The sequence below is a fragment of the Psychroserpens sp. genome, from assembly GCF_034670085.1.
Classification (GTDB): domain Bacteria; phylum Bacteroidota; class Bacteroidia; order Flavobacteriales; family Flavobacteriaceae; genus Psychroserpens.
Map to the genome: position 1 here is coordinate 113,198 of NZ_JAXMOD010000007.1, position 13,089 is coordinate 126,286.

Annotated in this window: 13 protein-coding genes; 11 read left to right on the forward strand and 2 right to left on the reverse strand. The window is 33.7% G+C overall.

Annotated elements, in window-relative coordinates; translation table 11 throughout:
- Nucleotides 1-12: 12 nt before the first annotated feature.
- The 11 genes from VOI25_RS12385 (at nucleotide 13) to rimO (ending at nucleotide 9,325) form a co-directional block, all read left to right on the forward strand.
- Nucleotides 13-1,347, forward strand: coding sequence for a dihydrolipoamide acetyltransferase family protein (locus VOI25_RS12385; protein WP_323789398.1), 1,335 nt, complete (start codon nucleotides 13-15; stop codon nucleotides 1,345-1,347).
- Between the two features lie 102 nt (nucleotides 1,348-1,449).
- Nucleotides 1,450-2,226 (forward strand): exonuclease domain-containing protein, encoded by a 777-nt coding sequence (locus tag VOI25_RS12390; protein WP_323789399.1) that lies wholly within the window; start codon nucleotides 1,450-1,452, stop codon nucleotides 2,224-2,226.
- Nucleotides 2,227-2,264: 38 nt separating this feature from the next.
- Nucleotides 2,265-2,876, forward strand: coding sequence for a fumarylacetoacetate hydrolase family protein (locus tag VOI25_RS12395; RefSeq protein ID WP_323789400.1), 612 nt, complete (start codon nucleotides 2,265-2,267; stop codon nucleotides 2,874-2,876).
- On the forward strand, nucleotides 2,877-3,218 hold the full coding sequence (locus VOI25_RS12400) for an Hpt domain-containing protein (protein ID WP_323789401.1): 342 nt from the start codon (nucleotides 2,877-2,879) through the stop codon (nucleotides 3,216-3,218).
- On the forward strand, nucleotides 3,218-4,465 hold the full coding sequence (locus VOI25_RS12405; RefSeq protein ID WP_323789402.1) for a competence/damage-inducible protein A: 1,248 nt from the start codon (nucleotides 3,218-3,220) through the stop codon (nucleotides 4,463-4,465). Before VOI25_RS12400 ends, VOI25_RS12405 begins: the two co-directional genes overlap by 1 nt.
- Nucleotides 4,466-4,545: 80 nt before the next feature.
- The gene (gene rpmB, locus VOI25_RS12410; protein ID WP_323789403.1) at nucleotides 4,546-4,782 is read left to right on the forward strand and encodes a 50S ribosomal protein L28; all 237 of its coding nucleotides are present in this window, start codon (nucleotides 4,546-4,548) and stop codon (nucleotides 4,780-4,782) included.
- Nucleotides 4,783-4,809: 27 nt separating this feature from the next.
- Nucleotides 4,810-4,992, forward strand: coding sequence for a 50S ribosomal protein L33 (rpmG, locus tag VOI25_RS12415; protein WP_007648529.1), 183 nt, complete (start codon nucleotides 4,810-4,812; stop codon nucleotides 4,990-4,992).
- 7 nt (nucleotides 4,993-4,999) lie between these two features.
- Entirely contained in the window at nucleotides 5,000-5,152 is a 153-nt protein-coding gene (locus VOI25_RS12420) for a DUF4295 domain-containing protein (protein WP_008271041.1), read from the forward strand.
- Nucleotides 5,153-5,296: 144 nt separating this feature from the next.
- On the forward strand, nucleotides 5,297-6,271 hold the full coding sequence (gene ftsY / locus VOI25_RS12425; RefSeq protein WP_323789404.1) for a signal recognition particle-docking protein FtsY: 975 nt from the start codon (nucleotides 5,297-5,299) through the stop codon (nucleotides 6,269-6,271).
- Nucleotides 6,272-6,339: 68 nt separating this feature from the next.
- Nucleotides 6,340-7,980, forward strand: coding sequence for an amidase family protein (locus VOI25_RS12430; protein ID WP_323789405.1), 1,641 nt, complete (start codon nucleotides 6,340-6,342; stop codon nucleotides 7,978-7,980).
- A 40-nt stretch (nucleotides 7,981-8,020) separates the two neighbouring features.
- Nucleotides 8,021-9,325, forward strand: coding sequence for a 30S ribosomal protein S12 methylthiotransferase RimO (rimO, locus tag VOI25_RS12435; protein WP_323789406.1), 1,305 nt, complete (start codon nucleotides 8,021-8,023; stop codon nucleotides 9,323-9,325).
- Between the two features lie 16 nt (nucleotides 9,326-9,341).
- On the opposite strand, the gene VOI25_RS12440 is transcribed toward rimO, so the two are convergent.
- Together VOI25_RS12440 and VOI25_RS12445 are read right to left on the reverse strand one after the other, a co-directional pair.
- Nucleotides 9,342-10,151 carry a hypothetical protein gene (locus VOI25_RS12440; RefSeq protein ID WP_323789407.1) on the reverse strand — a complete coding sequence of 270 codons (810 nt, stop codon included), beginning with the start codon at nucleotides 10,149-10,151 and terminating at the stop codon, nucleotides 9,342-9,344.
- A gap of 148 nt (nucleotides 10,152-10,299) precedes the next feature.
- Nucleotides 10,300-13,080, reverse strand: coding sequence for a putative LPS assembly protein LptD (locus VOI25_RS12445; RefSeq protein WP_323789408.1), 2,781 nt, complete (start codon nucleotides 13,078-13,080; stop codon nucleotides 10,300-10,302).
- Between the last annotated feature and the right edge of the window lie 9 nt (nucleotides 13,081-13,089).

Below are 13,089 nucleotides of genomic sequence, written 5' to 3' on the forward strand. Positions count from 1 at the left end.
TAGATTACAGATATGGCAAAATTTGAACTAAAACTTCCTAAAATGGGAGAGAGTGTTGCTGAGGCAACCATAACATCTTGGTTAAAAGAAGTAGGTGATACTATTGAAGCTGATGAAGCAGTATTAGAAATTGCAACAGATAAAGTAGATAGTGAAGTGCCTAGTGAAGTTGATGGTGTCCTAATCGAGAAATTGTTTGATGTAGATGATGTCGTGCAAGTTGGTCAAACAATAGCAGTTATCGAAATTGCTGGTGGTGATAGTGGTTCAAGTGAAGCTCCTAAATCGGAATCTGCAAAAGTGGAAGAGACTCAAGTAGTTCCTGCTGTTGCTGAGGTAGCTAAAACAGTTGTTGCTGCAAAAGAAACTACGACGTCAATTGTAAATTCTGGAGAACGTTTTTATTCACCTTTAGTGAAGAATATGGCAAAAGAGGAAGGGATTTCTCAAGCCGAATTAGATGGTATTCCAGGAACTGGCAAAGAAGGACGTGTTACTAAAAACGACATGTTAACCTATATAGAAAGTAGAGGTTCTCAACCTCAACCTGAAGCGGTGAAAAGCGAGGATGCTCCTAAACTTGCACCCGTAAAGGCTGCAGAATCAAAACCAACTGTTGCTCCTGTAGTTGCAAGTGGTGATGATGAAATTGTTGAAATGACTAGAATGGGCAAATTGATTGCACATCATATGGTTGAGTCTGTGCAAACATCTGCTCATGTACAAAGTTTTATTGAAGCAGATGTAACTAAAATATGGAATTGGCGTAAAAAAGTTAAAGATGAGTTCTTTAAACGTGAAGGTGAGAACTTAACCTTTACTCCAATATTTATGGAAGCTGTAGCGAAAGCTTTGCGTGACTTTCCAATGATGAATATATCCCTTCAAGGAGATACTATCATTAAGAAAAAGCATATCAATCTTGGAATGGCTGCTGCTTTAGGTGATGGTAATTTAATTGTTCCTGTAATTAAAGATGCAGATCAATTGAACTTAGTTGGTATGACCAAAAAAGTGAATGATTTAGCTACTCGTGCTAGAGACAATCAATTAAAACCAGACGATATTCAGGGAGGAACATACACAGTAACAAATGTTGGTACTTTCGGAAGCATAATGGGAACACCAATTATAAATCAGCCACAAGTTGGAATATTAGCACTTGGTGCGATTAGAAAAGTACCAGCTGTAGTCGAAACTGCTGAAGGTGACTTTATTGGTATTCGTTACAGAATGTTCTTGTCACACTCTTATGATCATCGTGTTGTAAATGGTGCACTTGGCGGACAATTTGTTAAGGCTGTAAAAGAGTATTTAGAATCTTGGGATTCTAATAGAGAAATCTAAAATTCTTGCGAATGCAGGAAGCATATAACTAAAATAAAAAGCACAATTTGTAGATTGTGCTTTTTTGTTTATTCTATCTATCTTTACCTAAAAATTAACCTAATGCAACTCAATCTCTCAAAACCAATCTGTTTTTTCGATTTAGAAACCACAGGAATTAATATCTCAAAAGACAGAATTGTTGAAATTTCCATTCTTAAAGTCCATCCTGACGGAAAGGAGGAAACGTATACACAACGTGTCAATCCAACCATTCCAATTCCCTTTTTAGTGACTCAGGTTCATGGAATATCTGATGCAGATGTTGCAGATAAGCCAACCTTTAAAGAAATTTCGAAAGAGGTTCATAATATGATTAAGGATTGTGATTTAGGCGGTTTCAATTCAAATCGTTTTGATATTCCGTTACTGGCTGAAGAAATGCTTCGTGCTGAGGTTGATTTTGATATGAAAAACACACAATCCATTGATGTACAAACCATTTTTCATAAAATGGAACAACGCACACTTAGTGCAGCATATAAATTTTATTGTGATAAAAATCTTGATAATGCACATAGTGCAGAAGCAGATACTATAGCAACCTACGAGGTTTTAAAAGCGCAGTTAGATAGGTATGACGAACTAGAAAACAATGCTAATTTTTTAGCTGAGTTTAGTTCGCGAAAAAAGTATGCCGATTTTGCAGGTTTTATTGGTTACACAAAAGAAGGATTAGAATGTTTCTCTTTTGGGAAGCACAAAGGGAAATTAGTTACAGATGTTCTCGAAAGTGAACCAGGTTATTTTGGCTGGTTGTTAAATGCCGATTTTCCGTTGTATACTAAAAAGGTATTAACAGCAATTAAATTGAGGTCTTTCAATAATAAACTCTTATAAGTCTTTCTCAACTGGTCTAAAATTCTAAAAGTTTAATTATGAAATTGATTTGCATCGGACGTAATTATACAGCTCATATTAAGGAGTTGGAAAATGAGAAGCCTACAGACCCAGTCGTGTTTCTGAAACCGGATACGTCTATCTTACTGAAGAAACAACCGTTTTTTATTCCTGATTTTTCAGAAGATGTGCATCATGAAGTGGAAATATTGGTAAAGATTAACAAGGTTGGAAAACATATTTCAAAAAAGTTCGCACATAAATATTATGATTTTATAGGCTTAGGTATCGATTTTACCGCTCGCGATTTGCAAGCAAAGTTAAAGGCTAAAGGTTTGCCATGGGAAAAAGCTAAAGCCTTCGATGGCGCTGCAGTAATAGGAGAGTGGTTGCCAAAAAAGGATTTTGATGATGTCAATAATATTAACTTCAGTTTGCAAAAAAATCAATCGATTGTGCAAGAGGGAAATACAAGTTTCATGCTTTATAAAATTGATGACATCATCGAATATGTCTCAAAATATTTTACTTTAAAGATTGGAGATATTATATTTACGGGAACTCCTGCAGGAGTTGGCAAAGTTATTGCTAACGATAAACTAACCGGATTTATAGAAGACAAGCAATTGTTTTCAATAACAGTAAAATAAATGGAATTAAATTATAAATTATACAGAGTACGTGAATTGGCAGACAATGACGAAGATTTTGTTGCAGCATTAGCAGCAGCATTTTTAGAGGAAGTCCCAGTGGATGCAGAACGACTAAAAATAGCAGTTGCAGAAAACGATTATTACAACACGTATCAAGCAGCTCACAAAATGAAACCAACAGTAGACCTTTTTGAATTAGGGATTCTGCAAGATCTTATTGTAGTTCAAGATTGGGGGAAATTTGAAAAAGCAGGTGAAGATTGTACTAAAGAATTAGAGTTAGTTCTGGCAGCAGTAGAAAAGGCTACAGCCGAACTTAAAGAAGACTTCAACTTATAATGCAAGCAGAAATAATTACAATTGGTGATGAGATTCTCATTGGTCAGATTGTGGATTCTAATTCCGCATTTATTGCAAAACAATTAAATCAAATTGGTGTTTCTGTATATCAGATTACGTCTGTTCAAGATGATAGAGAACATATTTTAAAATCTCTTGCAGAAGCCGAGTCTAATGCAGATATTGTAATTTTAACTGGTGGTTTGGGCCCAACAAAAGATGATATTACCAAAAAAACAATTGCAGATTATTTTGACGACACCTTAATTGAAGACCATTCGGTGATTAAAAATATTGAACACCTTTGGGAAGTGTTCGTAAAGAAACCTGTAACTCAGGTCAATTTAGATCAAGCATTAGTGCCTTCTAAAGCAATCGTTTTAATGAATAAATATGGAAGTGCACCAGGAATGTGGCTTGAAAAAAATGATACCGTATTTATTTCTCTTCCAGGCGTTCCCTACGAAATGAAGGCTTTAATGTCAGATGAAGTTATTCCAAAATTAATAACACGTTTTAAATTCCCTTACATTCAGCATAAAACATTTTTGACCTATGGTTTAGGTGAGAGTTCATTAGCCTCTCGCATCGAAATTTTTGAAAATAAATTACCAGATTTTATCAAATTGGCTTACTTGCCAAGTTTAGGTCGTGTTAGGTTGCGCTTATCTGCGAAAGGCACTGATAAATTGGTTATTGAAGCCGAAATGCAAAGACAAACTAATTTGTTATTACCTCAAATAGAAGATATTTTTGTTGGCTTTGAAGAAGATTTATCTATTGAAGCAGTGATTGGCAAGTTACTTACAGAAATTGGCAAAACAGTTGCAACTGCCGAAAGTTGCACAGGTGGTTTAATAGCCGAACGTTTTACTGCAAATGCTGGAGCTTCAAAATACTTTAAAGGCAGTATAGTGAGCTATACTAAAGACGTAAAAGTTAATGTATTGAAGGTGCCTGAAGATGTTATTGAGAAATATTCTGTTGTAAGTGCAGAAGTTTCCGAAGCTATGGCTAAAAATATATTACAACTCATGCAAACAGATTTTGCAATTGCAACAACTGGTAATGCTGGACCAACAAAAGATGATACAGTTGAAGGTTTAGGAAATGTATACATAGCTATAGCAACGAAAGACAAGGTGTATTCGCAGCAATTTAGCTTTGGAAATCACCGCGTTAAAGTCATAAATAAAGCGGCAAACAAAGCCTTTGAAATGTTACAAAAAGAAATTTTAAAAAAGTAGCACTATTAGTTTGTTGATATTGTAAAGATTTACTAAATTTGCAGCCTGTTTTAAAAGAACATAATTTAAAGTTAGAAGAAATGTCAAGAGTTTGTGAACTTACAGGGAAAAAGGCGATGGTTGGAAACAACGTTTCGCATGCAATGAATAAAACGAAGCGTAGATTTAACGTTAACTTAATTAAGAAGCGTTTCTTTCTTCCTGAAGAAGATAAGTGGGTTACTTTAAAAGTATCTACTTCAGCATTAAAAACTATCAATAAACTTGGTATTACTGCTGTAATGAAAGAAGCTAAATCTAAAGGATTTTTAAAATAATAGCGTAACAGCTTAAAGTCACCTAAAATGGCAAAAAAAGGAAATAGAATACAGGTAATATTAGAATGTACAGAGCACAAAGAGTCTGGGCAACCAGGAACATCTCGTTACATCACAACAAAAAACAAAAAGAATACGCCAGATAGAATGGAGATTAAGAAATTTAATCCAATTTTAAAGCGTATGACAGTTCATAAAGAGATAAAATAAATAAGTCATGGCAAAGAAATCAGTAGCATCATTACAAACAGGATCTAAAAGACTTACAAAAGCGATCAAAATGGTAAAGTCACCAAAAACAGGCGCTTATATGTTTGTGGAGTCAGTAATGGCACCAGAGTTTGTCAATGATTTTTTAAACAAAAAATAATTTAGACATTATTGTCTATTTACAAACTGCTTTCATATTTGAAAGCAGTTTTTTTATGTCTATATTTGGGCGGTTTCCTGTCATTATAGCAGTACATTGATTTCGGCTCGACATTTGACTAGTATTTACAAATAAGAATTACGAATGAGTTTTTTTAAAAAAATATTTTCTTCAGAAAAGAAAGAAACCCTAGATAAAGGTCTAGAAAAATCGAAAACATCGTTTTTTTCAAAACTAAATAAAGCAGTTGCTGGAAAATCTAAAGTTGATGATGATGTTCTTGATAACCTGGAAGAAATCTTAGTAAGTAGTGACGTAGGCGTTAATACTACACTTAAAGTTATTGAACGTATTGAAGATCGTGTTGCAAAAGATAAGTATTTAGGGACTTCAGAATTGAATCAAATTTTGCGTGATGAAATTGCTGGTCTTTTATCTGAAACCAATTCAGGTGAAGATACCGAATATGTGATTCCAGAATTACCAAATCAGGCAGATGGTTCTAAAACTCCTTATGTGTTAATGGTTGTTGGAGTTAATGGTGTTGGAAAAACGACTACTATTGGAAAGTTAGCCTACCAATTTAAAAAGCAAGGTTTAAAAGTTGTTCTTGGCGCTGCAGATACATTTAGAGCAGCTGCTATTGATCAACTTCAAGTTTGGGCAGATCGTGTAGATGTTCCTATGATTCGACAAGAAATGGGATCTGATCCTGCAAGTGTCGCTTTTGATGCTTTGCAATCTGGTGTTAATCAAAATGCAGATGTTATTATCATTGATACTGCTGGTCGTTTACATAATAAAGTGAATTTAATGAATGAGTTGACAAAGGTTAAACGTGTCATGCAAAAAGTTGTTGGCGATGCACCTCATGATGTACTTTTAGTGCTTGATGGTTCTACTGGTCAAAATGCTTTTGAACAAGCAAAACAATTTACTGCTGCTACTGAAGTGACTTCGCTTGCCGTTACTAAACTGGATGGAACTGCCAAAGGTGGAGTTGTCATAGGTATAAGTGATCAGTTTCAAATTCCTGTCAAATATATTGGAGTTGGTGAAGGTATTGAAGATTTACAAGTTTTTAATAAATATGAATTTGTAGATTCTTTTTTTAAGTAAGCTCTAATCAATATAAATTTAGATATTTTTAAAGTTCATTTTTCCTTATTTTTATAAAAAATGAAACCATGAGATATTTATTATTCCTTTGCTTTGCTCTTGTTGTATTGTCTTGTAAGAAAGATGATAAGAAAATAGATTTAGAAGTTGAGCCTGCAACAGATATTAGTGCCATTTCTACCAAAGATTTTAGAGATTTTAAAGTTCTAGATTCACAGGTCATTACTACAGAAGAAATTTGGCAAACTTTAGACAAACAGTTAGCAGATTTTTCTGAAGAAAAGTATATTGCTCTCAAATCACTAATTATAGATCAAGACATTCCCACGCTTCAAAAGCATATTTTAGATGGGAAGTTAAGCTATGAAACTGTTGTTAAGTTCTATTTATTCCGTATTAAAACCTTCGATAGAGAAAATGATTTATCCCTAAATTCTGTAATTTCTTTGAACCCAAAAGCCATTGAAGAAGCTATTAAAAAAGATCGTGAGCTTTTAAATAAAAAAATTAAGCATCCTATTTTTGGGATGCCAATTTTATTAAAAGACAATGTCAATGCGGCTGATATGCCAACAACAGCTGGTTCTCTTGCTTTGCAAAAAAACCTAACCTCAGACGCATTTATCACTAGTTCTCTTAAAGAATCTGGAGCTATAATTTTAGGAAAAGCCAATCTAAGTGAATGGGCTTATTTTTTCTGTGGTGAATGTCCTAGTGGTTATAGTGCCATTGGTGGACAAACATTAAATCCTTATGGTCGTAGAATTATAGATACTGGTGGATCTAGCTCAGGAAGTGGAGTTGCGGTTTCGGCAAATTTTTGTGCTGCTGCTGTTGGTAGTGAAACTGCTGGATCAATTTTATCTCCAGCCAGTCAAAACTCTGCTGTTGGTTTAAAACCTACCGTTGGCATACTTAGTAGAACTGGTATTGTCCCAATTTCATCAACCTTAGATACACCTGGTCCCATTACCAAAAATGTGATGGATAATGCTATTGTGTTGGATGCCATGAAAGGTTTTGATAAAGCAGATTTTAAATCTATCATGTATAATTTAGATGCTAAACAATACTTTAATAACCTTTCAGGTGATCACTTAAAAGGAAAACGTTTTGGTGCATTTAAAGAATTGATGGAAGATTCACTTTATGTAAATGCTATAGATGTTTTAAAAAAGAAAGGTGCTGTAATTATTGAAATTAACGAAGAAAAAATTGAATTGCCTAACTTTTTAAGATTACTTAATTTGGATATGAAAGTTGATTTAGCAGCATATTTTAAAACATCTGCTGGTAAAGACCTTACTTATAATTCGATTGAAGATGTGATGGACTTTAATAAAATTAATTCAGAAAAAGCAATGCCTTATGGTCAGAAATTGTTTGAAGGTGTTTCTAAAGATACGAGCACAAAAGAAGAATTTGAATCCATTAAAAAGGTATTAAAAGCCAATGGTAAACAATTTTTTGATATACCAATGGAAAATCAAAATTTGGATGGCATTCTGTCAATTAACAATTACCATGCTGCAGAAGCTGCTGTGGCTGAATATCCAGCACTAACCGTTCCAATGGGTTATACTCGAGAAGGTGTTCCGGAAGGTTTAACTTTTATTTCAAAATCATTATCAGAATATTCATTATTGCAATGGGCTTATGCTTATGAACAAGCTTCTAAGATGAGAGTTGCACCTAAAAAATATAATTAGACAGATTTTTAGATGTATCTTTGCAAACTGAAATTTGTTTATGAGAACTAAATCGCTTAAGAAAAATAGAATCAACGTTGTAACACTTGGCTGTAGTAAAAATGTTTATGACAGTGAAGTGTTGATGGGACAATTAAAGGCTAGTGGGAAAGATGTTGTTCATGAAGAGGAAGGCAATGTTGTTGTCATCAATACATGTGGTTTTATTAATAATGCAAAAGAGGAAAGTGTAAATACCATTTTGGAATTTATGCAGAAAAAGGAAGCTGGCGAAGTTGATAAGGTTTTTGTTACAGGATGTCTGAGTGAACGATATAAGCCAGATTTACAGAAAGAAATTCCGAATGTAGATCAGTATTTTGGAACCACCGAATTACCACAATTATTAAAAGCCTTAGGAGCTGATTATAAACACGAATTAATTGGTGAACGATTAACCACGACTCCAAAAAATTATGCCTATTTAAAAATTGCCGAAGGTTGTGACAGACCTTGTAGTTTTTGCGCCATTCCTTTAATGCGAGGAAAACATAAAAGCACACCAATTGAAGAGATTGTTATTGAAGCTGAAAAGTTAGCTGCAAATGGTGTTAAGGAACTCATTTTGATTGCTCAGGATTTAACCTATTATGGTTTAGATCTTTATAAGAAGCGTAATCTTGCGGAATTACTAGAACATTTGGTTAAAGTGGATGGGATTGAATGGATTCGTTTGCATTATGCTTTTCCTACAGGTTTTCCAATGGATGTTTTAGATGTCATGAATCGTGAACCTAAGGTTTGTAACTATTTAGATATTCCTTTGCAACACATTAGCGATTCAATTCTTAAAAGTATGCGTCGTGGTACCACTAAGGAAAAAACGACAAAGTTACTTAAAGAATTTAGAGCTAAAGTTCCTGAAATGACCATCAGAACTACTTTAATTGTTGGTTATCCTGGTGAAACTGAAGAAGATTTTGAAACCCTTAGAGATTGGGTTAAAGAGATGCGATTTGAACGTTTAGGATGTTTTACGTACTCTCATGAAGAAAATACACATGCTTATAATCTGGAAGATGATGTTCCAGAAGAGGTTAAAATTGAAAGAGCAAACCAGATTATGGAAATTCAATCTCAAATTTCATGGGAATTGAATCAACAAAAAATCGGACAAGAATTCAAAGTCGTTATCGATAGAAAGGAAGGGAACTACTTTATTGGTCGTACAGAATATGATTCTCCAGATGTTGATAATGAAGTTCTAATAGATGCTACAAATATCTATTTAAAAACGGGTGAGTTTACGACAGTTAAAGTCATCGAAGCAGAAGACTTCGATTTATATGCTGAAGTAGTGAGTTAACCGATTTGATTAGTGATTAACATCCATCTCTTGGTCCAAAAGTAAACACGAATTCATAATCCATCTTTTCTCCGTTAGAATTCTCAGCTGGTGTCCATTCTCCTGGAATATTTTTAACGAGATCCATGAGTTTTTCATCAATTGAAGAATAACCCGTTGTCATCGCGTCATGTTTAACATTTGAAACCTTGCCTTCTTTTGTAACCATAAATGATATTTTAATGGCTCCAAGATCGTTACCATTTATAGCATTCATGCTTTCAAGACTATTATCCTTAAGGTAGTTGATTAATACATCATTACCATCTTTATAAGCCGCTTGTTTGTCTGGAACAACGGTTATATGTGGACCAAAAAATCGATCTTCTAATTGACCAGTGTCTTTATTTTTTCCTTTGAATTCTGTTCTAATTGTAAAATGACTAAAGTATCCGGTTGATTTTAAAATTTTCAGTTGTTCAACTGTGAGTTGATCATTAGTGCCTAAGGCGCGAATATTAGAGAGTTGATTGTCTTGTATCATAACAAGTTTTACAGAATGGATATGCTCTATTTGTTGTTTCTCTCCATCATTAAGAAAATCATAAATTGTTGTAGCTTTATCTACGACTGATTTTTTTATTGCTGCAAATCGAGTGTCTACACCATAATATAAGTCTGGAATATCTTTCTTGTTTTCAGTTTTAACATTTTGGTCCAAAGCAAGGTTTTTATTTTCGGATAATTTAGACGCTTCAATTTTACTGCTATTCCAATTTGTGAAACATAAAAATAACAAGCTTACTATAGCTAACGACGTACTAAAAATTATAATATTCTTTTTCATAACAAATGTGCTTTGAGATTAATGTCTTTCAAATGTATGTTAGAAAGTGAGTTTTGTTATCAGAATAAATGTAAAAAAAGTGCAAATTTTGTGTCAAATGCTTCAAGTAATTAAAAAAATAGAGGCTTTTCAATTGTTTAGAAGTGACCTAAAGTTGTTGATCTCGCTGTCTTCGTTTGTCATATTTAAGATCTTTAAGTAGACTAGATTTAATGCCTACAAAAAAGTTCCATGAATTATAAGTGCCGAATGGTACCCAACTAAAATTAAGTCGCCAAGAGAGTAAGTCACGTTCAAACCTAAATTGCGTCAAGGTAAATCCTTGGTTTTTCACATCGTAACCAGAAGAAGCTCCAACTGACCATCGAGGTGATAATTCAACATCACCTGAAAACATGAGAGAATGGGATGATATTTCATTCTGTCTGGTACTATTTGAGTAATTAACGGCATAGGCTAAACGCAAACTCCAAGGTATTTTATAGTTGTAATGTTCGGAAGGTTCTTCGTCTTTATCTTTGCTTTTGTCGTCATCAGTTAATCTTTGATCTGCAAAGTCTTGAGGTTTACCAAACAAATCATCAGCACGACCACCACTTCTAATAGATTCTTGAATGGCTGGATCATCTTGGTCAGCACCTGAGCCTTCAAATGTTTTACTAGAAAGTGTATAGCTCATATTTATATTAGCTGTTGTTAACCTAAATAAACTACCACCATTATTAATGTTATAGGTATTAACTCTTCGGTTATTATTATCAAGTGCGTAAGGATCTAATGTCGCACCAAAGTTAATACTCATCTTATCATTTAATATAGTTGTTCCTCCAGTGACTCGCATTGGACTCCATTTTAAGGAATCTGCAGCAAAATTATAGGATGTTGAAAAATTAAGGTTGTTAAGCAGGATTACCTTTTTTGATTCAGTTGCTGTGCTATCATTATCTCTTACTTTTGCTTCAAAGTTATTACCTACAGAAATTCCTAAAGAACTTGAAAAGTTTTGATTTGGAGCTCCAAAAATTGAACCCTGAAAACGCGTGTATTCTTCACGTCTTATATCATCTGTTGTTGTTCCATTTGCATCAACAACTTCAAACGAATCGTAGTACTGATCAAAAGCTGGATTGATATTGTAACTAATAGATGGTCGAATAACATGCCTAATGGCTTGAATTTTTGGGTCTTTACCTTCTTTTTTGAAATCGAATAATCCATATACTGTGGTTCCAATACTAGTGCTAAAATTGTAAGTATAAAAGCGGTCAAAACCAGTAAGATCTTCAGTAATTATAGTTTCAGTCTCTTGATCGTAAAATTTATTTATGGTATTGTAAGTCCAATTCTCTTCAAAATTGGCACTAGCACTCATGCTAAAATATTTAAAGACTTTGAAATTGGTTGTAATAGGTATTGAATGTTTGGCTCCAATTCTGGCTTCATCAAACATTTCTTTCTTGAAAAATAATGTATCCGTAGTTTCAATCCTGTTTTCAGCCCTTACATTATATTGAAAGTTGATATTCTGAATAATTCCTTTTTTAGCACCAACCTTAGGTTCAAATGGAAACACACGGCTTACGCTTCCTTGAAACGTTGGTAAGGTCATATTAATAACTTCAGTACTGGTGTTTTGCGAGTGTGTAGCAGTAATACTCATGTTAGCTTGTGGTTCGCCTTGAAAGGTTTTTGAATACGAAACAGAAGAAGCTAAGGTGTTGTTTTGGGCATTTGAGAGGTTCAATTGGTTTATAGATTGTCTAAAATATGTGCTACTACCTAAATTCACAGATGCCGAAAACCTAGAACTCGGATTAGCTTTTGCATCCTGACTATGAGACCATCTTATATTGTAAATAGTAGATTTTGAAAAATCGGGAAAGCCTCTTTCACTATTAATAAGATTCTCATACCTAATACTTAAATTTCCATTGAATCTATAACGAGTAGCGTAATTGGTTTCAAATCGTAAACCATAACTTCCATTGGTGTAATAATCTCCTAGAACGGCCAAATCTATATAATCACTAATAGCAAAATAATAACCTCCATTCTGTAAAAAATAACCTCTGTCATTACCGTTATCTTCACCAAAAGAAGGAAAAATGACACCTGATGTGTGTTTGTCACTCATAGGAAAATAGGCAAAAGGTAATCCAATAGGCGTTGGAACATCATAAATAAACATATTTGTCAAACCTGTAACGACTTTCTTCCCAGGAACAATTTTTGCTTTTCTCATTAAGAAATAATATTCAGGATCATCTAGATTTTCAGACGTTGTAAACTTTGCATCTTTAACAAAGTAAACTGAATCATTTTCTTTTTTAGTAATATCTGAAATAATTGTGCCACCACTTTGTTCAGTTCTCGAATTAAAAATAAGTGCCTTTTTAGAGACCGTATTAAAAATAATAGAATCAGGTTCAACTACATTGGTACCTTGAGTAAACACGGGTGATTGCGTATATACACCAGCAGTGTCTTTTAGTCGTCCTGCGTATACTAGGTCTTTATTGTGGTCTATAACAATTACACCTGCAGTAATAGTCATGTCACCATATATTATTTCTGCTTCATTATAAAGTGTTGTTTGTTGTAGTCTTTGGTTTAAGGATACGTAATCTTTGGCTTTATAATTAACAATATCTGTAAGAAACTCTTTTTTCTCTGCAACCGAATCATTACGAGTACTGTCAATTTCTTTAAAAGGCATAGGTAATCCTAAAAGTGAATCTGTTTTTACCACTGTAGAATCAGTGATTGGTTTTGGCTTAATCGGATCTTTAGGTTTTGGCAACTCCTGTGCAAAGCAAAACATGTTGATAAACACGGTAAAACTTAAGGTAAAAAGTATATGAAAGCTTTTTGTATGCAATGCTTTTAAATGTATTTTTGCTAAAGTATGGCTCGGTTTTTGAATTGCCAAAATTACATA